Consider the following 21,980-nt stretch of genomic DNA (forward strand, 5'->3'; position numbering starts at 1 on the left):
TACATATTTCCTAGTGATTCCCATACGGCCCGCCAAGTGCAAGAGCCGATGCTCAATGGGGGATCGCGCTGTGCAGTGTCTCCAGCTCAACCCTGATGTTCCATCACCTGAGGTTTCACCTATGCCATGTTCAGAACGGCAGTGCCAGTGCCTTCCTGATCACCGATGCTGATTTCTCTGCTCTTCCGACTTGCTGGTTATGCGGTGTGATCCAGTGTCCCCGGAGCATTTCAGTCAAGCGCTGAGCAAAACGCAGCTGTGGTTTTAATCGGCTTTGCTTGGTGCGGGCGTGTCGTGCGGTGTATTCGTTTCTTCGGGGTGCATCTCACCTGGCATTGCATCTACCGTAGAGCGCTCACGGCTTCCGCTGTGAAACATACAGCTAGAGACAATGCAGGCAAGGAAAAGACCAAATATTGTCAGGCGGAAAAATGTTTGGCTCCCAGGCGAAAAGAAAGCATAAACCACGAAGTAATAAATAAGGAATGCGAAAACAGAAAACATATTTATTTCTCTATTGCCTGATGATCTGTCAGGTCTCTGTGGAAGCGATTGCAAAGGGGCTTGGCCAATTCAGCGCGGTAATAGCCGCGTATTTTTTATACGTGTTTGATATACCCCGTAAAAGCAGGAGTGTTTGTTGAGTGGCCATGTGATGAGCAGTGGTCTCAAGGTGTCTGCTGTGGAGCGGGGGAGGGTTGCGGTGTATTTTTACTTTCCGAGTGAGTTGCACTTGGAGCTGGGAAGTACTGTGAAAGGTAAATTAAAATATTAGTATTAAGGGAAATATGGAGAAAGATAATCACAACAATAAGAAAGATGATAGAAAATTTAGCAGCGCGTAATCTTAATTCGATATGCGCTTTGATTGCTTTATAAACAGTTGTATAAATGATTAATATCAGTGAAATGAATAAATCTATGATTGCCTCAATGAGTTCGGAGAGTTTCATACAATCGGTGTTTCCAAAAGCATTAGAGGGAGGTAAGTGATATTTTTTAGTTCAGTGCGCTCATGTCCGCCCATGGTTTTAAATGGGCATGGCTGATATAAATCGCATCAGAAGCAGCGCTTGTTGGATGAGCATGTGATGAGCAGTGGTTTCAAGGTGTTTAACCTGGGAAAGTGGTGGGGTGGGGCTGTATTGTTTGTCTCCGCGTGAATTGCACTTGGAGGTTGGTGCGCTGTGGACCGGTCCCGGCGTCCAAAGTGAAACATAGCGCCGCAAATGATAATCACAATAATCAAGAAAATGATCATATACCGTACTCTCCATTGGTCGTGTGAATATGCATCTCCGATTGCATCAATGATTAATATGCATAAATCAATCATTGCTTTAATAAATGTTGAGAATGTCATGCAATCGGTGTTTCCAAAGTATGTAGATGGCTGTGGGCGTCATTGAGTGATATTTGAATAGCTCAGTAGTATCCACGCATTTTTTAATGTCTTTTTGATATACCCTGTAAAAGTATCGGAGTATTGAGTGGCCGTGTGATGAGCAGTGGTTTCAAGGTGTCTAACCTGGGAAAGTGCTGGTGTGGGGTATATTGTTTGCCCCCCAATGAATCAGAGGTACATTTACTTGAAGGCTCGGTCACCTTTCGCAAAATAGAATGCCACAAATAAAATGATAAGGATAATAATAAAAGGGATGGCTATGTCGCGTGCGTCATATTTTCTTTGGAGTAGTACGAAATAGGCGATGGCTAAACTGATGAGTAATTCAACGATTCTTCTTGAGTATCCCGTTTGAGGTGGATTACTTTCTTCCGCGTGAATTGCATTTGGAGGTTGGTGCGCTGTGGAGAGGTCCCTGCGTCCGAAGTGAAACATAGCGCCGCAACAGATAATCAAAATAATCAAAAAGATGATCATGTTGCGTACTCTGGGTGGGTTGTATGAATATAGAGAAGTGATTGCATCAAGGATCAATATGCATAAATCAATCATTCCTTTAATAAATGTTGAGAATGTCATGTAATCGGTGTTTCCAAAGTATTTAGATGGGTGTGGGCGTCATGGAGTGATATTTGAATAGTTCAGTAGTATCCACGCATTTTTTAATATGTCTCTGATATGCCCCGTAAAAGTGGGGAGTTTATTGAGTGGCTATGTGATAAGCAGTGGTCTGAAGGTATCTTGCCTGGAGAGGTGGGCTTGTATTGTTTGTCTCCGAGTGAATCACACTCGGAGACAAATCAATGATGAGTTGCTTTCGGCTTCCAATGCTGACAAAGAGAGCGACCTCCATGACCATGCTAGCAAGAGGGAGTCTGCTTAGATCCCTGCGGAAGCCATTTCAATCGGGCTTCGCCAGTTTGCCGCAGCAACGTATATACATGATTGATAGCGTTGGTTCTGCGATATTTTATAATTTTCCCAAATGATTTGCGCGAAATATTGAACTACAAGTTTCCATCTGTCTTTCCAGAGCGGTTTAAGAAAAGGGTTTAGTATTTGCTGAGGTACGAAGCTGTAGGCTATTGAGCATTTCAAAATTTCTCCCGTCACCGTGGCTAGAATATTCCCAACGGTGGCGTTCATATCCCAATAGTTGACGATCCAGGGTTGCCAGATGGTGGCGGCCAATTGACGCAATTTGTCCTGTTCTTCCGGAGAAGGCTCATTTGACATGGTGCGACGCTTCATCAAGGAGCGGGGGTCCGCAGCGCTACGCTCTTTGGCGTGGGATATCACCGCCGAGGGCGGTAAGAACCGTTTTGTCCACACTTGGATGGCGGGGTGGATTTGGGAAGCGTTGACACCAAAATGGAATATTTGGCGTCCGTTGTAATAAGCCGCATACACTCTGCCTGTTTCCCCAGGGTAGTACACGAAGGCGGCGGCCTGTTTGTCGGGTTGTCCTGTTTTCCAGCCATCTAAAAAGATGCCGCCATCTTTGAGGTGAGCCGGATTGGCGACCATTTCAAAATTGTTTTTGAATGTGTCGAAATGTTCTCCAAGAATTTGCCTTAAATCATTTTCAATGCCTGCTTCAAGGATAATTTCTTGAAATAGTGTCGGTTGTGTCGGTTGTGTCGGTTGTGTCGGTTTGGCGGTGTTGGCCCATGCTGGGGCGATGATCAAACACAGTAATAGCGCGTAAATGCCTTTTAAACCATTCTTGATATTCCTCATTAACGATTTCTCTCCATGTAAATTGAAAGGGTGCTTGCTGCTCAATGGTCATCAATAGGAGACAAGCACTCCAGTTGCAGCCTAACCCAAGTGGGCCGTTGTTGGGAGTTGTTCTGTCAGTGGCGGGTGTTTAAGGACAGAGCGACAACGGGCTGATTGGATGGGATGGTCGTACCGGGAGTGTTGGATGTCCAGGGGGCATGCTATGTGGAAGCAGACGCTGTCAGTGCAGTTTGTGGGTGCCAAGATGTGTGTAGCGCATGGTGCGGGCCGGTTTTAGGGTGCTGCTTAATCAATAGGTAAAAGGAGGCATTGATAATCGCTTTCCGTATGGCAGAGAATGCGTGGAAGCGAATGGCAATGATTTTAGATTAATTTTTTATTCTCAGCGTTCAATGAAGTATTCAATGGTAGATTCATTGTGTGTTGGTATACATAACGATTGTGAAATAGGTAGGTATGATGAAGGACGCAATGAGTATAGTTAAGAAGAAAACAATCAGAATGCTGTTTCCTCAATGGCAAGGTGGAAATCAGGAGCTATATGGTTTGGGCGCACGTCTTCTGGCTTGGTTGGCGCCGGAAACAGAGGCGCCTATGTTTGAGGTGAATGTGCCTGAGTTTAAAAAAGAAACGCCCGAACCGGAGAGAGGGGTTATCTACAGGCAGCAATTATTCAAGCAGTATGATGAAGCTTATCGACTGTTGGAGCGGGAAGATCCGGATTATGTGGTGATCTTTGGTGGTGATTGCCTGGTGGATTTGGCGCCTTTTGCTTGGTTGAATGAGAAACATCATGGTCAGTTGGGTGTGTTATGGATTGATGCTCATCCTGATATAAAAACACCACAGGATTCTATAAATGGTCACACGATGGTTCTGGGAAGTTTGCTGGGTGAAGGTGATAACGAATTTGCCGCAAAGGTGAAAGTTCCGCTGAAGCCGTCCAGGGTGATGTTTGCAGGGTTGATTGAAACGGGGTTGACGGAGCAGGAGACTGAGGTAATTCATCGCCTTGGACTCAATGTGGCCAAACCGGAGGTGTTATTTGACAACAGCCAGACGGTGATTGATTGGGTCCGTAAGGAGAAAATCGAGAAGTTGGTGATTCATTTCGATCTGGACGTTCTTCATCCTGATGTATTCCGCTCGTTGTTATTTGCCGAGCCGGAGCCGGAATTCGATTGGCGGGCAACTTACCCGGTTGGGCAATTGCGTTTGGCACAGGTGATCAGGTTGATTCGCGATGTTGCCGCTGAAACGGAGTTGGTGGCTATTGGCATAACTGAGCATCTTCCTTGGGATGTTTGGCACTTGAAGGAGTCTTTAAGTAAGGTTCCATTGCTGAATCGGTAAGAGCAAAACGATCAGGGATAAAAGTTGGTGTCATTAGTCTATCGGCACCGGCTTTTGTCAGGCACCTTTAGGTAATTAGGTACTTAGATTGCTTAGATAGCGTGCAGGCTATGGTTTTTCGCTGGTTTATCGCAGAGCGGCGATACCCCTCCAGTCATCCCTTGATGTGACTTTGACCCACAAAGAGGTGCCGGCGTGCTGCTTGGGTCAGGTTGAGTGATGCGGTGTGGTGTGTTTCTCGTGGTTTGGGGCAGCGGTGTTGTATTCGACTTAGGGGATGTGCGTTGCGAGCGATCGACGGAGTGGGTCGCTGTAAACGTGGCCATGTGCCGTGATGTGTCATCGGTGTTTGTGACCGGCAATGCTTGAGTGGATGGGGGCAAGCTGGTGTGCTGGATCGGGTGTGATTTGCCGATTTTGGGTTATTCGGTGTTTACGACATGCATACGTGATCTGTGTCGCTATACTGCGGGTGACTATCTGTGGAGTACTCCTAAATGAGAGACCGTGTTGCAATGATGTTGCGTCCGTTGGTCCGCGGTTGGATCCCACGTGCTGTGTTGTTGTTGACGGTTGCTTTTTCATTCGGCTGTAACCGCAACCACAACGGCCAGTTGCCGCAGAGCAGTGGTGAGCCGGTTGCTGTGGCAAAAGAGCCGGTCAAGGGGTTCGTCCTAGTACGCGCTTATCCGGATCAGCATGATGGTGAATTGGCGCTGGCACTGGAATTCTCACAGCCGTTGGCAGCGACGCAGGAATTCGACACGTTGGTCCGTTTAGAGCAGGGCAGCGGTAATCATGATGGGGGTTGGTCGCTGTCCGATGACGCCAAGACGCTCCGTTATCCTTATGTTGAGGCAGACAAGCACTATACGGTATTGATCTCCGGGGATTTGCTTGCTGCGACTGGGAGCCGTTTGGGTAAAAGTCGCAAGGAGCCGGTGTATACCGGCGAACTGGATCCAGTGGTTGGTTTTGCTTCCCGGGGAAGCATTCTTCCGGCGCGCGGCAGCCGTGGTGTGCCGGTTGTTTCGGTTAACGTTCCTGAGGTGGATGTTGAGTTTATGCGCGTGCGCGAAAAGGCGTTACCAGCATTTTTGGCTCGGTACCATAAGGCCGGGCAGCGTAGTAGTTGGGAGTTGAGCAATCAAGGCAATTCCAGGAAGCGCTTATCGGAGTTGGCTGATCCCGTCTACGTGACCCGCTTCGTACTCGATGGTAAGAAAAACGAACGCGCGCTGACCTATCTGCCGATCCAGAACATCAGGGAGCTGCGTGAGCCAGGGCTGTATTTCGCCGTGATGAAGCCGACTGGCAGTTTCAGCGATGCGTTTGAAACGGCTTTTTTCAGTGTCAGCAATATTGGTCTGCACGCCCGTGCTTACAAAGATAAGTTGTTTGTGCATACCGCGTCGTTGCGCAGCGGAAATCCTTATAAGCAGGTTGACCTCCTCGTTCTCGACGCCAAAGGTGAGACCGTGTTGCAGGGCGCCACCGATGATAATGGCAATGCGTTGCTCAATTACACTTTGAATGCTGGCCATGTGCTGGTATCGCGCAATGGCCGCGACATATCGATTCTTCCATTTAATCAGCCGGCGTTGGACCTGAGCGAGTTTGCGGTCGCTGGGCGTGAGAACCCGTGGTTTGATGTGTTTGCTTGGTCCGGACGTGATTTGTACCGTCCGGGGGAAATGCTGCGTATATCGGCGTTGTTGCGTGATCGTGATGGCAAGCCAGTGAAGCCGCAGCCGGTGTTCCTGCGTTTGAAGCAACCGGATGGTAAAACTTTCCGGGAGACCAGGTTGCAGCCTGCCGAGCAGGGATATCTGGAGTTCACGCAGAAGATTCCGTCCGATGCTCCCACCGGGCGTTGGCGGGTTGAGTTCCGTACCGATCCGGCCAGTAAGGAGGCGGTACAGGGGTTGGCTGTGCGGGTTGAGGAATTTCTTCCAGAACGGATGAAGTTAGAGCTGTCCAGTGCGCAGCCGGTGCTGCGGGCAAAGGCACCGTTCACGTTGACGGCTGATGCGGCGTATTTGTATGGCGCACCGGCGGCAGGTAATCGTTTTACTGCAAATCTCGCCGTCGCGGTTGAACAGCATCCGTTGGACAATATGCCCGGCTGGTTTTTCGGCGATGCCACGTTGCAACTGCCGCGTGGGGCGAAGGAGACCATTGATATCACGCTTGGCGCGGATGGCCATCTGGTTCATGACATTGTGCTGCCTGAAGAGGCCAAGCCGGTGAGTCCAATGGCCGTGGTTGTTTCAGGGAGTGTCTACGAGAGTGGGGGGCGCCCCGTTACTCGGAGCCTCAAGCGGGTGCTGTGGCCGGCTGATGCATTGGTGGGGGTGCGTCCACTTTTTGATGTTGCCTCGGGGGCTGATGCGAACGGCATGGCGCGCTTTGAACTGACCCGGGTTGGTGTTGATGGTAAACCGCAATCCGCTAAAGGGTTGAAGGCGACGTTGGTCCGTGAGTTGCGTGACTATCATTGGCGTTACAGCGATGGCCGCTGGGATTATGACTTTACGCGGCGTTTCGAGAATAAGGAGACGCGGACGGTGGACATTTCCTCGAGTCACACCACCACGTTGTCGTTGCCCGTGGAGTGGGGGGATTATCGGTTGGAGGTATTCGATCCGGTGACCGGTTTGACCATGCGTTATCCATTCCGTGCAGGCTGGAGTTGGGGAGACGATAACCGCGGTTTGGATGCGCGTCCGGACAAGGTCAAATTAGCCTTGGATAAAACCAGTTACCGTGCTGGTGATACTTTAAAGGTGACCATCACTCCACCGCACCCGGGCAAGGGGCTGTTGTTGGTGGAGAGTGACAAGCCTTTGTATGTGCAAGCGATCGACGCCAATCCGAGCACTACCCTTGAGATTCCGGTGACTGCTGATTGGGAGCGTCATGATGTTTACGTCACTGCATTAGTGTTCCGTGGCGGCAGCGCTTCTAACAACACCACTCCGGCACGTGCGGTTGGGGAGGCTTATGTTCCGATGCAGCGCAAGGAGCGGCGTGTAGCGGTTGGTCTTGTGGTGCCTAAGCAGGTGCGTCCGGCACAATCGTTGCCGGTGACTGTCAGCGTACCGGAGTTGGCCGGAAAACAGGCGCATGTGACGATTTCTGCGGTGGATGCAGGCATCCTTAACATTACCGGCTTCCCGGTGCCGGATGCTGCGGCGCATTTTTTTGCCCAACGCCGTTTGAGTGTGGATGCGTACGATATTTATGGGCGGGTGATTGAAAGTTTCGAGGGCGGTACCGGCAGGCTGAAGTTTGGTGGTGATATGGCATTGCCGCCATTGCCGCAGGCAAAGCGTCCGACGGCGCTGTCACAGACCGTTGACCTATTTTCCGGTGCGGTCAAGCTGGATGCGAAAGGGAATGCGCATATCCAACTGCCGGTTCCTGACTTCAATGGTGCTTTGCGTGTGTCGGCGTTGGTGTATAGCGACACTCGTTATGGTCAGCGCGATGCTGAGACGGTGGTGCGTGCGCCCATTCTGGCCGAAGCCAGCATGCCGCGCGTGATGGCACCGGGTGATCGCAGTACGGTGACAGTGGATGTGCAGAACTTCACAGGTAAGCAGGGCAAATTTGCGGTGAAGGTCGAGGGTGTTGGCCCGTTGGTGGTAGCTGAGGCTGGCCGCAGTGTCACGCTTGGCATTGATGGCAAGACTACGCTTAATTTTCCGTTGCGTGCGTTGGAGGGAAATAGCGTGGCGCAAGTGCGGGTGCGGGTGGAGGGTAATGGCTCCAAGGCGGAGCGCCACTATGATTTGCCGGTGCGTGCGGTTTGGCCACAGGGATTACGCACGCAGGCGCATGTGTTGAATGTCCTGGCACCAATTGCGTTTGATCCGGCGTTGGCCAAGGGGCTGATGCCTGATTCGGTCAATGCGCGCTTGTCTGTCAGTACATTGGCACCAATCCCGTTTGCCAGTGTGTTGCAGGGGGTGTTTGAGTATCCGTATGGCTGTGCTGAGCAGACGGCCAGTAAGGGCTATGCTGCGCTGTGGTTAGACGATGCCACTATCCGGTCGCTAGGCATTCAGGGGGTGACTCCAGCACAGCGCCTGGAACGCTTGGAAGGTGCTTTGGGGCGGTTGGCGTCGTTGCAGACGACGAATGGCCATTTCTCAATGTGGGGGGGAAACAGTGATGTCAATCCGGTGTTGACACCTTATATCGCTGGTTTCTTGCTGGATGCTAAGGATGCTGGTTTTGCTGTGTCCGATGCAGTGCTCCAGAAGGCATTAAACCGGTTGAGTGAGGATCTGCTGTCTGGTGCTCATCTGTTTTACGGTAATGATCAAAGTGAGGCACTGATGTTCGCCCACCAGGCGTGGTCGGGTTATGTGTTGGCACGTGTCAATCGCGCTCCGTTGGGGACGTTGCGTACGCTGTATGACAATGAGCGTGGTAAGGCAGTGAGCGGTCTGTCGTTGGTGCATTTGGGTGTTGCTCTGAGTTTGCAGGGTGACCGCAAGCGTGGTGAAGCGGCCATTGAAGCGGGCTTTGCCAAATCGGAGGGTGGTCGACCGGAGGTGTTCGGTGATTACGGCAGCGTGATTCGTGATAATGCGTTGATGATTGCCTTGGTGCGTGCCCATGGTCTGGCGAAGCCGGCCTATGAGGCCCGTGTGATGGCCTTAGGACGTGATCTGCAAGCGCGTCGCCGTAGTGGCTGGTTGTGGTTGAGCACTCAGGAGCAGGTGGCGCTAGCGCAACTGGGTAGGGCGTTGTTGGTCGATCAGAAGAAGCAGGTGTCCGGAACGTTGTACGTGGGCAAGCAGCGCGAGGATATTGCTGCAAGTAGGCTGATTGGTCGGAGTTTTGATGCGGCTGCTTTGGCGCGTGGGGTGCGTTTTGTACCGCAAGGGGATGTACCGTTGTACGCCAGTTTTGAGGTTGCGGGTATCCCGCGTCAAGCGCCGGTATCGGATGATAGCCAACTGTTAGTGGTGCGCCGTTGGTACACCGTCGACGGCAAGCCGTGGACACCGGGGCCATTGAAGGAGGGGCAGGCGTTGATCGTGCGGGTGAGTGTCACATCGAAGCAGAATATGCCGGATGCGTTGTTGACCGATCTGTTACCGGCGGGGCTGGAGATCGAGAATTTCAATCTTGGTGAGACCAGGCAATGGGCTGATGTGACGGTGGATGGGATCGCGCTCAGTGAGCGTGCCGATGCTGCCGATATCAAGCATGAGGAGTTCCGCGATGATCGTTATGTCGCAATGTTGCAGTTGACGGGCGGCAGGACGGCCAATCTCTTCTATTTGGTTCGGGCGGTGACGCCAGGTAGTTACAATGTGCCGCCCTCTCTGGTGGAGGATATGTACCGACCGGCGTTGCGTGGTACAGGGCGGGTTGCTCCTGCAATGGTCACGGTTGTGCAGCCTTAGGGGTAGTGTGTGGGGCGGGATTTGGAATTTTTCTCGAGGCGTCTTTAAAACATTCAGGGGGCTAGCCCAACAGCAATCGGATGTTGGGCCAGCTAGCGTCAGACGTTAACGCAGGTGTATCTTCAGTTCTTCGCTTGCCTGGTGTAACGCAGCGCGAGTGGCAGGTAGGTCGGCGAGTACATTGAGGAGCCCGAAGTCGTGAATCATGCCGTTGTAGCGGGTGATGACGACGTTGACGCCGGCTGCGTCAAGTTTGCGTGCATAGGCCTCGCCTTCGTCACGGAGCACATCTTTCTCAGCGGTTTGGATCAGGGTGGGTGGTAGGCCCTTCAATTGTTCGGCTGTGGCTAGCAGCGGTGATGCGTAGATGTCCTGACGCTGTTTGGAATCAGTGGTATAGGCATCCCAGAACCATTTCATCATGTTTTTTGTAAGGAAGTGACCGTTTGCGAATTCGTTGTAAGAGGTGTTTTCAAAGTTTGCATTAGTGACTGGCCAGAACAGCACTTGTGCGCGTAGCGCTGGTGTGCCTTTTTCTTTGGCCATCTGTGCTACCACGGTTGCCATATTGCCGCCGACGCTGTTTCCCACGATGGCGAGGCGTTGACCGTCGACATTGATCTGCGCGCCGTGTTCGGCTACCCACTGGGTTGCTGCGTAGATTTCATTGATAGCCACTGGGTAGCGTGCTTCCGGGGACGGGGTGTAGTTTACGAAGATGGCTACTGCGCCGGAATCGGACACCAGATCACGTACAAGGCGTTCGTGGGTTTGGAAGTCTCCAAGAACCCAGCCGCCGCCGTGGACGAACATGAAGCCAGGCAGGATGCCTTTGACGCCGGCTGGACGAACGATGTTCAACACAATCTGCTTGCCATCAATGGTGATGGTCTTTTCGCTCACGTCTGCAGGTGGCAGTTTGGCTCCCTTTTGTGCGTTTACAAGCACTTGGCGTGCGTTGGCAGGCGACAGGGTTTCGATCGGTGCTCCCCCTCCCTTCGCTAAGTCTTCGAGGAAGGCTTGGGTGCGGTGTTCGACACCAGGGCTGCCGGCGGCTTGGGATGAGGTGGATGCCAGTGCCAAGATGGCAGCGGTGGCTAGTTTGCGGGTGAATTTCATAGGGTTGATCCTCAGTGATAGGTGGGTACATTTGGGACATTCAAATGCACGTTGATGTTGTTGTGAGTGATGTTGAAGTACGGTCGGGTACTGCGAGTTTTGGTGTGATGAGTGACATCCTTTGTGATGTAAGGGGTTTGGTTGGATTCCTTTGGTAAGATGAATTTTATGACTCAATTAAGTATTTTTAGTCACTAAAAGTACTGAAATATTGATAATGAGTATCGAAGTGACGGGTGCATGTACTGATCGTCTGGAGGCGTTGCTGAATCACTTTCCTGTTCGCGCGCGGATGTTCCATTCGGGTACCTTGTGCGGTATCACGGATTTTTCCGTTCCGGCTGAAGGCGGTCAGGTACATCTGCTCAGAAGTGGGGCGATGGATGTTATTCATCCAGGTAGGGAGTTGCTTCAGGTGAGTGTTCCCAGTTTGTTGTTCTATCCGCGCCCCATGTCCCGTCGCTTTGTTGCCGACGCGCAATGTGGCGCTGACTTGGTTTGTGCGCAACTTGACTTCGAAGGTGGGAGTGCGAATCAAGTGGCGGGGGCGTTACCAGATGTCGTCTGTTTACCCTTGGAGAACATTGATGGCGCCGCTCAGGTGCTGGAGCTGCTGTTTGATGAAGCGTTTGGCGATCATTGCGGTCGCCGTGTGTTGATTGATCGGTTGTTCGAGGTGGTGTTGATTCAGATGTTGCGATATCTGATGGAAACGGGCGGGGTGGCCGGTGGCATGTTGGCCGGTTTGTCGCATCCCAAGCTGCGCAAGGTGTTGGTTGCCATGCACGAGCAGCCGGAACGGGGATGGTCATTGGAGGCGTTGGCCTATCTTGCGGGGATGTCTCGCAGTGTGTTCGCTGGTACTTTTCGTCGTGTTGTCGGTTGTACCCCTGGTGTCTATCTGCAAGGTTGGCGCGTCAAGCTGGCTCAGCAAGCTTTACGTCAAGGACGACAGTTGTTAAAGACGATTGCTGTTGAGGTTGGTTATGGCAGTGAAGCTGCATTGTCCCGTGCATTCAAAGCGCAATGTGGTATGACTCCCCGTGAGTGGCGGCAGAGGCAGGATGAGGACTGAAGTCAGTAAGCGTGATAGTAGTTTCTGCGCGCAGGGTGTCGCCAGGGATGCACTATTCAGTTGAGATAACTTGGATAATGATGAATTGATTTTTTTTGTCTAATCAAAGACACCACACTACATAGAGTATGGCGTCTGCGGTACTCAGGGGCTGTTGGTGGGTTTGACCTTGTTATCAGAACTTTACATTGTCCATATCGAATGAAGACGGACCTACGATCTGAGTTTGTCTTTGTTCATCCAAGTAATTTGGATTCTTAGGTTGAGTTTGTTGATCTGATTGTTCCTGAGAGGAACCACCAACGATGAAGTGCAACTCAGTTTCAGCCAGCTCACGTATTGGTGCAGATGGAAATTCACGTGCGAGTCCTTTGGTCATTGCTTTAGTTTGCATTGAAAACCTCACTGTGTTACGGAACGGAAGGGATGCCGATCTGCTATAGAGGGGCAACTCTTAGTTTTCCAGGGGAACTATTCGTTCTATGTGAATTTTCAGATGTCATTTAGCTATTGCGATTGTTGTTTCATCACTGCTGTGAAGTAGGTCTATTGTTTGATTTCATTGGGATCATCTTTTTCTGTAAGGGCATGGGTGAATCACATGTCATTGCATCCATCACTCAGTGTGAGTTGCTTATTGTTTGGGCTGCTTTCATCAGATCTGGCAGTGTTTTGCGATCAACTTTAGTGATGCGTGATGCGTGATGCGTGATGCGTGACTTTTACGCGATTTGGGTAGTCGTTCGCCCGGGGAAATATTTGAATTGGTTTGGTGTCAATGATGATGACTTGATTGTGTTGCAGTTGCCGATCCGCTGTTTGCATCAGGTTTATGGTGAATGATCGGGCGTATCATATTTGGTTCATATGATTGATATGGGTGATTAAAGTGCAAAGGATGGTGATATGGTTGCAGAGCTCCCCGTAGTCGAAAGTGACAGGCGGCTGATTTGGATCGATTTGGAAATGACAGGGCTGGATACCCATCGCGATTCGATCATTGAGATCGCTACGGTGGTGACGGATGCTCAGCTCAATGTGCTTGCTGAGGGTCCTGAGTTTGCCATCAGTCATCCTTTGAATGTGTTGGAAGCAATGGATGAGTGGAACCGTAATCAACACCGCCATTCTGGGTTATGGCAGCGTGTGCTTAATAGTGAAATTCAGCATGCTCAGGCTGAAGCAAGCACGATTGCTTTTTTACAGCAATGGGTCAAAATCGGGGCTTCACCGATGTGTGGTAATTCGATTTGTCAGGATCGACGTTTCTTGCATCGGCAGATGCCGTGTTTGGAGCGCTATTTCCATTACCGTAATCTGGATGTGTCCACGCTGAAGGAATTGGCTGGGTGTTGGTCCCCCAGTATCCTGGATGGTGTGGTCAAAACGTCCAGTCACACGGCGCTGAGCGATATCTATGATTCAATCGCGGAATTGCGTCATTACCGGAAATCAATGGGGACATTCGCTGGTTTGTCAGTAGTCTGACAGTCCGAGGAATGGCTTGTTCACTGGTCTGAGCATCTGCGCGAGGAGAGGGCAGATGCATGGACGTTAGAGCCATTGTTGAGGTTGAAAGGAGCAGAGGCAGGGCGTATTGGTTGTGTTTAAGTGGCATTGTGGGGTTGGTTGGGACGTGAGTGACACCCACCCCCTGGGCGTGGGTGTACTTTCAATGTTGGCAGGCCAGCGGTGGCCCTTTGTGTTGGCCTTAGCTTTTGTCGGTCACGCTAGGTAATAGCAGTGAGGCGATTTTTCCGTTGTTGGTGTCGTGGTGGTAGAGATGTAGGTCACGTTGTGGATAGGGGATGTTCAACCCATTTTCAGGTAGTTGATTGTGAATTTGTTCAAGGATCTCGCTTTTGGCAGGGTTGAAGTTGTCGTTCTGGGTGTAGGCCAATAGCAGAAGGTCTACGCTACTTTCTCCAAGGTTGTTGACATACACCAAGGGTGCAGGGTCATCCAATATTTTTGGATTTTCGCGGGCAATTTTTACCAGTAGTTCCTGTGCCTGCTTTAAGTTGTCTTGATAGCTGACACCGACAGTGATTTCAACCCGACGGGTTGGCAGGGTGCTGTAATTGATGATAGGTACTGTAGTGATTGTGCTGTTTGGTAAGGTGATGATGCGCTGATCGAAGGTACGTAGCCGGGTTTGGAATATCCGGATTTCATCAATGATGCCTTCTTGGCCGGCGATGACAACGTGGTCACCACTACGGACTGGGCCTAATACGATGAGCATCACTCCTGCTGCGATGTTGGAGAGTGAATCTTTCAGTGCGAGGCCAACTGCTAATCCGGTTGCACCGACCACTGCGGCTAAGGATGTTGCTGGAACACCAAGGCGTTGCAGGACGCTGACAGAGACAACGATCAAAAGCAGCGCGTATGCGATATTCCGCAGGAAGTTGGCTAGTGTGATTTCAACGTGCGCGCGGATCAGGATGCGATGCAGCCCGTTGCTCAGGCGTTTGCTCAACCATACACCAAGGATGGCGATGGCGGCGGCGGCGGTCAGATTCATGAGGATGTGGATCCAGTCGATCCGTGTCCAGTTGAATCTGCCGTGGAACGTCGTCACTGTTGCAGGCGATACGATGTTTGATAGTAATTTAGTCCAGTCCATTTAGTGCACCGTTTTTAGTTTTGCCAAGCGTAGCCAAGTATCGACGACGGTATCTGGGTTCAGTGACAGGGATTCTATGCCTTCTTGCATCAGCCATTCGGCCAAGTCTGGATGATCGGATGGGCCTTGGCCGCAGATTCCAATGTATTTTCCCTTGGAACGTGCCGCTTTTATTGCCATTGACAGTAGTTTTTTGACGGCTGGATTGCGCTCGTCAAATAGAGGGGCGACGATGGAGGAGTCGCGGTCCAGACCTAGGGAAAGTTGGGTGAGATCGTTGGAGCCGATTGAGAAGCCGTCGAAGATATCCAGGAATTCATCAGCCAGCAGTGCGTTGGAGGGCACTTCGCACATCATGATCACTTTTAAACCATTTTCTCCCTGTTTTAAGCCATTTTGTCGCAGTACGTCGATCACTTTGCGACCTTCTTCCAAAGTGCGTACAAATGGAATCATCACCCAGAGGTTATCTAGACCCATCTCGTTACGGACTTTTAGTACTGCTTTGCACTCTAATGCGAAGGCATCGCTGAATGAAGGGTCGACGTAACGGCTGGCACCGCGGAAGCCGAGCATCGGGTTTTCTTCTTGTGGCTCATAGTGCTGGCCACCGATCAGGTGTGCGTATTCGTTGGATTTGAAGTCCGACAGGCGCACGATGACCGTATGGGGTGCGACTGAGGCGGTCAGGGTCGCAATACCTTCGGCGAGGCGGTTGACGTAGAAGCTGACTGGATCAGGATAACCGGCAATCTTGGCGTCAATCTTCTGTTTCGTGTCAGCATCTTGTTTGTGGTATTCCAGAAGTGCTTTTGGGTGCACGCCGATGTGTGCGGCGATGATCATTTCCAGGCGTGCCAAGCCGATACCGGCATTCGGGAGTTGCCCAAAGTCGAACGCACGTTCCGGATTGGCAACATTCATCATGATTTTTAGCGGCGCTGGTGGCATGTGGCCGAGGTCTGTTGTGGTGCGTTCGAACGGTAGTTTCCCGGCGTAGATATAGCCGGTGTCACCTTCGGCGCAGCTTACCGTGATGGGTTGGCCGTCTTGAATGATTGATAGCGCATTGCCGGTGCCAACCACTGCGGGTACTCCCAGCTCACGGGCGATAATGGCGGCGTGGCAGGTACGTCCGCCGCGATTGGTGACAATCGCGCTGGCGCGTTTCATGACTGGCTCCCAGTCTGGGTCGGTCATGTCTGCAACCAGGACATCGCCGGGTTGCATGTGGTGCATGTCCTCAAGTGAGTGCACCACACGGGCTGTGCCGCTGCCGATCTTCTGGCCGATGGCACGTCCCTCTGTCAGTATCTGGCCGGGTTGTTGGAGTGCAAAGCGTTCAATCTGGGTGGTGTGACTGCGTGATTTCACTGTCTCCGGACGTGCCTGCACAATAAATAATTTGCCGCTGATCCCATCCTTAGCCCATTCAATGTCCATCGGGCGGCCGTAGTGCTGCTCAATAATCAGTGCTTGTCTCGCCAGCTCTTGTACGTCAGCGTCGCTGATGGCGAAGCAGTGACGTAATTCAGTTGGGGTATCTTCGATCTTGACGCGCTCTCCTGGGGCGTCTGAATAGACCATGCGCACCAGTTTGGTGCCGAGTGTGCGGCGCAGGATGGCAGGTTTGCCAGCTTTGAGCGTCTTTTTATAGACATAGAATTCGTCTGGGTTGACGGCGCCCTGTACGACCATTTCACCAAGGCCGAAGCTGGCGGTGACGAACACCACCTCGCGGAAGCCTGACTCGGTGTCTAGAGTGAACAGCACGCCGGAGGCACTGATATCCGAGCGAACCATCAGTTGTATTCCGGCGGAGAGGAATACGTCCTCGTGCTTGAAGCCATGATGGACGCGGTAGGCAATTGCACGATCGTTATAAAGACTTGCGAATACTTCTTTAATTTTGTGTACGACCTGGTCGGCGCCGATCACATTAAGAAAGGTTTCCTGTTGGCCGGCGAATGAGGCGTCTGGTAAATCTTCCGCGGTCGCTGAAGAGCGCACCGCTACGGCGACGTCGTTGCCGCTATTGTCTTTTGACAACGTGTCGTAGGCGTCACGAATATCCTTCTCCAGTTCTGGTTGTAATGGAGCGTCAATGACCCAGTCGCGGATTTCTTTGCCGGCAGCTGTCAGTGCTTTGACGTCCTCAACATCAAGGGTGGCTAGTTTGTCGTAGATCCGTTTGGACAGGTTGTTGTAAGCGATAAAGGCTTTAAATGCTGCTGCGGTGGTGGCATAGCCACCTGGAACAGAGACTCCAAGGGCAGTGAGATTGCCGATCATTTCGCCGAGTGAGGAATTTTTACCACCGACGCGGGCCAGATCGGTCAAGCGCAGTTCATGTAACCAAAGGATATTTTCGTTCAAGTACGATGCTCCGTTTAGGGCCATCGCCTGGAGGAGGGCTGTATGGCCGCGTCCGTATTAAAGTGGTCGTATGATGCAGTGCATAGGCAAGACTGCACAAGCTTAAATTGGTGAGATGTCTCGGTGCCAGTCAATTGAGGGAGTTTGCATGTCGACAATCCGGCCTGTGTTTTATGTGTCCGATGGGACGGGGATTACCGCTGAAACGATCGGACATTCGTTGTTGACTCAATTTAGCGGCTTTACTTTCGTCGCCGAGCGTATGGTATTCATTGATGATGCAGAGAAGGCACGCGATGCCAGCCAACGCATTTTAGCTGCAAGTGAGCGGTATCGGGTTCGCCCGATTGTGGTCAATTCTTGCGTGAATCCATATTTGAGCGTGATTCTGGCCGAGAGCGGTGCGTTGATGTTGGATGTATTCGCGCCGTTTATTGGACTGTTGGAACATGAACTCAATACATCGCGTCACTCCTGTGTTGGTCGAGCGCATGGCATGGTCGATTTTGAAACCTACCACCGCCGTATCAACGCGATGAATTTTGCGCTGGCTCACGATGATGGCGTCGCTGCGAGTTACGATGAGGCGGAAGTGATTCTCGTGGCTGTTTCGCGTGCGGGCAAGACGCCCACCTGTATTTATTTGGCCTTGCATTACGGAATACGCGCTGCTAACTATCCTCTTATTGATGAAGATTTGAACAGTGATCAATTGCCGTTACGCTTACGCCCGTATCGCAAAAAGCTGTTTGGCTTAACGATTAATCCGGAGCGATTGCAGCAGATTCGCCAAGAGCGGCGGCCCAATTCGCGTTATGCGGCATTGGATACTTGCAAACGTGAGGTGGCAGCGGCTGAGCAGATGTTTTCTGCGGAGCGGATCACCACGTTGAGTACGACGCATACCTCTATTGAAGAAATCTCCAGCAAGGTGTTGGTGACCCTGGGACTGCAGCGGGAGATGTTTTGATGTCACTTATACGCTGGCATACCAGATCGTGATTGCTGGCATTGTGATACTGCTTTTGGTGCCGTGAACCGTGTAGCATCTGCCGATGCTGAACGACATGATGCTCCATCAGCGCATACCCCGTTTGAGTCGTTTGAGTTGGCTCATGGCGCTGTATGCGGAAAATTACCGACATTTGAAAAGGTTGTTCGCACCAGGGGATCTGGAGAAGGGGAGTTACGTTTCGGTGATTGGCGATGGCCTGGACCTGTGTCTGGATGTGATCGAGCGTCACCGCTATACGGTCGATCTGCGTTTAACCTACGAGTTATGCGACCCCATGACCGGTGAGCCGGACCCCTCGGCTTACGTGCGCTTGTATTGTGATGCCTTACAGGTGGAAACCACGCATTGCTATGTTGGGCGTCGTTGGCAAGATGTGATTGGTTTGTCTCCTCTTCCGGGGGAGTTGATGCATTATCGAATGCGCATGAATATTTTTCTTGGGAAGTGGTTGGACTATTTGGCTGAACGCGGTCACGGCATGGCGACATTGAGTGCTATTGGCCGGTCACATCGTGTGTGCCGCCTGATGCGCGGCTAAGACGTAAGACGACGGCTTTTGTGAAAGCAGGCATACTCGCCTCACTCTCTTGCTGTTGAATGTACATATGGCTTATACCCCGATCATTGCCACGCTCGGTTATGTGCTTTCACCGGACCAATGCCGTGTGTTGATGATTCACCGTAATGCGCGTTCTGGAGATGCGCACCTGGGCAAGTACAACGGTCTAGGTGGCAAGGTCGAACCGGGTGAGGATGTTCTGGCTGGCATGCGCCGTGAGTTATATGAGGAAGCAGGGATTGACTGCCTTTCAATCCGTTTGCGAGGCACGATCAGTTGGCCGGGCTTTGGCAAACAGGGGGATGATTGGTTTGGTTTTGTGTTTGTGATTGATGCGTTTCAGGGAGAACCCAAAACACACAATGCTGAAGGTGTTTTGGAATGGGTCGAGCGCCAACGTTTATTCGAATTGCCCATGTGGGAGGGGGATGCCAAGTTCCTACCGCTGGTGTTTGACGATGATCCGCGTCCATTCCATGGGGTGATGCCGTATTGTGAGGGGCGTATGCAGTCTTGGTCGTTTTCCCGTCTTTAGGGGGTATGGGGTATGACCTGAGTATGTTTGATGAGATAGACAATGCTTGTTGTTCGTGATGAATGTGTTGGCATTGCATCTTGTTTGCCTCATGGGTGCGCCAGCGAATTGAATAGTGAGCTAATGGGGTTCAGAACCGGATAGCGATCAAGGCAATCTCTGGTGACTGGTTTTGTATGCCACTGGTGATTATTGGCGATGATTGGTGAACGGCAAAAAATGGCACTTCTTATGATTCAGCCCCAGGCTGGATGGCTTTGTGTGATTGAGGTAAGGGGCACAGTGTCTTACTGCTGTTGTGCGTTGTTATTTTGCAGATGCTTAACAGCGCTATTGGGCGATTGAATCTATAGCCGCCAATGCTGATTGCTGTGAGGCGATGCCTAAAAAAAACATGAATACATGAATAAAAAAAGAGAGCCGCATGTGCGGCTCTCAAGTTTGTATTGCATGTGAAGGATAATGATGTGAGCTGCGGCTCTTAGAAATGTCCGCCTACAGTGAACGTTCCGCCACGTGCGATATCGCCAAAGGCGGTTTGATTCACATCCAGCGTTAATCCAAGCAATATTTTTTCACTGATGGTGTATTGCAATCCGCTTGATAGTGTCGCAATGGTGCCTTTGATTCCGGCACGATGGTTAAAGCTGCCAATATAATCGGCTTGTGCACTGTACACGGCATCACGGTTTTTCAGTGCCCGGTCTATTTCAACAGCAGCCATCCATTTTAGGTTCGTGGTTAATGGGATGGTTGCGTCTGCACCAAGATAAGCAGAAGTGCGTTTGAAGCTCGCCTTGCCGTAAGTGGTTGGGAACGCAGCATTTTGTTCGCTGTATTCAGCACGGGAAACGTTGTTGTAACGTCCTCCTAGATGCCAGCCTAACAAAACGCCATGATCGGACTTAAAGGTTTGTCCTGCTTCCAGCGAAGCGCCACGGCCCTTCATACGACTGGTGCCGATGCCCGCCTCTGTATTTTCAAGGACTGGACGTTGCACGGTGACGTTGTAGCGATTAAATGCCACGGCCGGACGCACATACCATTGGCTCCCTTTGAAAGCGGTATTCCATTGTGCATACAGGCCTGCACCCAGATTGCCATTATTTTTCAGGTAACTATCTGGCAGGGAGCGGGACAGGGAGCGATCCAGGGAGACGCCGGCAGAAAATGTTTCGGTGAACCCATGACCCAGTCTGATACCGGCGACTTTATCTCGGTTGCCGTCTATAGAGCTGATCGCAGTCTGTATACCCCAACAGGATTGCCCCGCCGCGTCTATCTGACAGTGTTGTTGCAGGCGGGTCAATCCTTGACGTTGTAAGTCCATCACCGAGAAGGTTTCTGCACCCAACTGCGATAAAGTTTTTTTCGTGTTGTCTGCATCGACCGTGACGACGGATGGTTGTGAAGGTTGTGAAGGTGTTTGGGTGTTAGTGGTACTGTCTGATGTACTTGTTGATTCTGTTGGATAGGTGATTTTCCAGACGGTGGCATGTGAGCTGCCTGAATCAGTAGCAGCAGTTCCTACGGCGACGCTGCCATCAGGGGAGAGTGCTACCACCTCGGAATTTCCAGAGTTATCGCTTTTGAGTGTTCCTAAATCTGTTTTTGTTGCCCAGTGGCTGCCTGACCAGATGATGGCTCGCGTGGCATTAGCGTCGTTTAGAGCGGCTCCACCTGCGATGCTGCCATCGGCAGAGAGTGCTGCCACCAAAGATGCACCTGAGTTATCGCTTCTGAGTGATCCTAAGTTCGTTTTTGTTGCCCAGTTGCCACCTGACCAGATGGTTGCTAGCTGATCAGCATTCGCGCGGTAGTATTCAGTGGTGACGTAATGGTGAGAAGCCCCACCGATCACTTTCCCGTCGGCGGAGATCGCATTGGCAACGGCGGCCCCTAGGTTATCGCTTCTTAACGTGCCGAGGTCAGTTTTTGTTGCCCAATTGTCGCCTGACCAGGCAATAGCGCGGACACTATTTGGCCCTGTAAGGACGCCTCCTGCGTACATCCCATTAACAGGGGTTTTGATATCAGAGGCAGCAGAGCCAACGGCGATTTTCCCATCAGCGGAAAGCGCCTTAACCATAGAATCACCTGTACCATCGCTTCTTATTGTTCCTAGATCCGTTTTTGTTGCCCAATTGTCTCCCGACCAGATAACCGCATGAAGAGTACCTATCGAGGCTGCGGTTTGTCCTGCAGCGACTTTCCCATCGGCGGAGAGTGCGTAAACAACAGAGTCACCCCCGTTATTTGTTGCTAACGTTCCGAGAGTCGTTTTTGTTGCCCAGTTGTCGCCTGACCAAATGGTTGCATGCAGTTGAGTAGAACTGGAATCAACTGAGGATATTCCCGCAGCGATTTTTCCATCCGCAGAGAGCGCTCTAACAATAGAAGTACCTGAACTATCGCTTTTTAATGAGCCAAGCTCGGTTTTTGTTGCCCAATTGTCACCGGATAACAGGAATGCACGAGTACGATTATTGATGGATGTTGCGATGGTTTTCCCATCGGAGGAAATTGCTTCGCCAGTGGATGCAGCACCATCAAGATGCTGTGTCGCCAAATCTAGTTTCTCCGATATGGATGGCGAGTTTGCATAGGTGGCACCAGCGCTTCCCATCAGTAGTACGGAGATGAGGGTGGCTAATGTTGTTTTTTTATGATTCTTTCTTTCCATAAAATGTCCTTGAATTTTTGCGGTTGTCAGCCAGTGATTGCAATCACTGGGTTGTATCCATGACG

15 protein-coding genes are annotated in these 21,980 nt (G+C 51.3%); 7 read left to right on the forward strand and 8 right to left on the reverse strand.

The window, feature by feature from the left end:
* Positions 1-668 precede the first annotated feature (668 nt).
* The 3 genes from F7G16_RS02715 to F7G16_RS12085 form a co-directional block, all read right to left on the reverse strand.
* On the reverse strand, positions 669-953 hold the full coding sequence (locus F7G16_RS02715) for a hypothetical protein (protein ID WP_004087384.1): 285 nt from the start codon (positions 951-953) through the stop codon (positions 669-671).
* A gap of 632 nt (positions 954-1,585) precedes the next feature.
* On the reverse strand, positions 1,586-1,882 hold the full coding sequence (locus tag F7G16_RS02720; protein ID WP_225621709.1) for a hypothetical protein: 297 nt from the start codon (positions 1,880-1,882) through the stop codon (positions 1,586-1,588).
* Positions 1,883-2,284: 402 nt separating this feature from the next.
* The gene (locus tag F7G16_RS12085) at positions 2,285-3,145 is read right to left on the reverse strand and encodes a hypothetical protein (protein ID WP_004087380.1); all 861 of its coding nucleotides are present in this window, start codon (positions 3,143-3,145) and stop codon (positions 2,285-2,287) included.
* 474 nt (positions 3,146-3,619) lie between these two features.
* On the opposite strand from F7G16_RS12085, the gene F7G16_RS02730 reads away from it, so the two are divergent.
* Complete coding sequence (locus tag F7G16_RS02730) at positions 3,620-4,501, forward strand: arginase family protein (protein ID WP_011097674.1); 882 nt, start codon at positions 3,620-3,622, stop codon at positions 4,499-4,501.
* 518 nt (positions 4,502-5,019) lie between these two features.
* Entirely contained in the window at positions 5,020-9,924 is a 4,905-nt protein-coding gene (locus F7G16_RS02735; RefSeq protein ID WP_413790133.1) for an alpha-2-macroglobulin family protein, read from the forward strand.
* Between the two features lie 105 nt (positions 9,925-10,029).
* On the opposite strand, the gene F7G16_RS02740 is transcribed toward F7G16_RS02735, so the two are convergent.
* On the reverse strand, positions 10,030-11,043 hold the full coding sequence (locus F7G16_RS02740) for an alpha/beta hydrolase (RefSeq protein ID WP_004087377.1): 1,014 nt from the start codon (positions 11,041-11,043) through the stop codon (positions 10,030-10,032).
* 217 nt (positions 11,044-11,260) lie between these two features.
* On the opposite strand from F7G16_RS02740, the gene F7G16_RS02745 reads away from it, so the two are divergent.
* On the forward strand, positions 11,261-12,118 hold the full coding sequence (locus F7G16_RS02745) for an AraC family transcriptional regulator (protein WP_004087376.1): 858 nt from the start codon (positions 11,261-11,263) through the stop codon (positions 12,116-12,118).
* 175 nt (positions 12,119-12,293) lie between these two features.
* On the opposite strand, the gene F7G16_RS02750 is transcribed toward F7G16_RS02745, so the two are convergent.
* A complete protein-coding gene (locus tag F7G16_RS02750) occupies positions 12,294-12,512 on the reverse strand; it encodes a hypothetical protein (protein ID WP_004087375.1) in 219 nt (72 codons plus the stop codon).
* Between the two features lie 512 nt (positions 12,513-13,024).
* Between F7G16_RS02750 and orn the strand changes: the two genes are divergently transcribed.
* A complete protein-coding gene (gene orn, locus F7G16_RS02755) occupies positions 13,025-13,606 on the forward strand; it encodes an oligoribonuclease (RefSeq protein ID WP_004087374.1) in 582 nt (193 codons plus the stop codon).
* Positions 13,607-13,829: 223 nt separating this feature from the next.
* Here the strand turns inward: orn and F7G16_RS02760 are convergent, their stop codons facing one another.
* Together F7G16_RS02760 and ppsA are read right to left on the reverse strand one after the other, a co-directional pair.
* Positions 13,830-14,747, reverse strand: coding sequence for a mechanosensitive ion channel family protein (locus F7G16_RS02760; protein ID WP_004087373.1), 918 nt, complete (start codon positions 14,745-14,747; stop codon positions 13,830-13,832).
* Positions 14,748-17,123: a phosphoenolpyruvate synthase gene (gene ppsA / locus F7G16_RS02765; RefSeq protein ID WP_038231631.1), complete on the reverse strand. Its 2,376-nt coding sequence runs from the start codon at positions 17,121-17,123 to the stop codon at positions 14,748-14,750.
* Between the two features lie 148 nt (positions 17,124-17,271).
* Here ppsA and ppsR point away from each other — a divergent pair, with 148 nt between their 5' ends.
* The 3 genes from ppsR to F7G16_RS02780 all read left to right on the forward strand — a co-directional run bounded on the left by ppsR (position 17,272) and on the right by F7G16_RS02780 (position 19,232).
* On the forward strand, positions 17,272-18,093 hold the full coding sequence (gene ppsR / locus F7G16_RS02770) for a posphoenolpyruvate synthetase regulatory kinase/phosphorylase PpsR (RefSeq protein ID WP_004087371.1): 822 nt from the start codon (positions 17,272-17,274) through the stop codon (positions 18,091-18,093).
* A gap of 85 nt (positions 18,094-18,178) precedes the next feature.
* Entirely contained in the window at positions 18,179-18,676 is a 498-nt protein-coding gene (locus tag F7G16_RS02775; protein WP_004087370.1) for a DUF1249 domain-containing protein, read from the forward strand.
* Between the two features lie 67 nt (positions 18,677-18,743).
* Positions 18,744-19,232: an NUDIX hydrolase gene (locus tag F7G16_RS02780; protein ID WP_004087369.1), complete on the forward strand. Its 489-nt coding sequence runs from the start codon at positions 18,744-18,746 to the stop codon at positions 19,230-19,232.
* A gap of 481 nt (positions 19,233-19,713) precedes the next feature.
* Here F7G16_RS02780 and F7G16_RS02785 read toward each other — a convergent pair whose 3' ends face one another.
* The gene (locus tag F7G16_RS02785; protein WP_004087368.1) at positions 19,714-21,915 is read right to left on the reverse strand and encodes an autotransporter domain-containing protein; all 2,202 of its coding nucleotides are present in this window, start codon (positions 21,913-21,915) and stop codon (positions 19,714-19,716) included.
* Positions 21,916-21,980: the final 65 nt, after the last annotated feature.

The sequence above is a fragment of the Xylella fastidiosa genome (assembly GCF_011801475.1).
Taxonomy (GTDB): domain Bacteria; phylum Pseudomonadota; class Gammaproteobacteria; order Xanthomonadales; family Xanthomonadaceae; genus Xylella; species Xylella fastidiosa.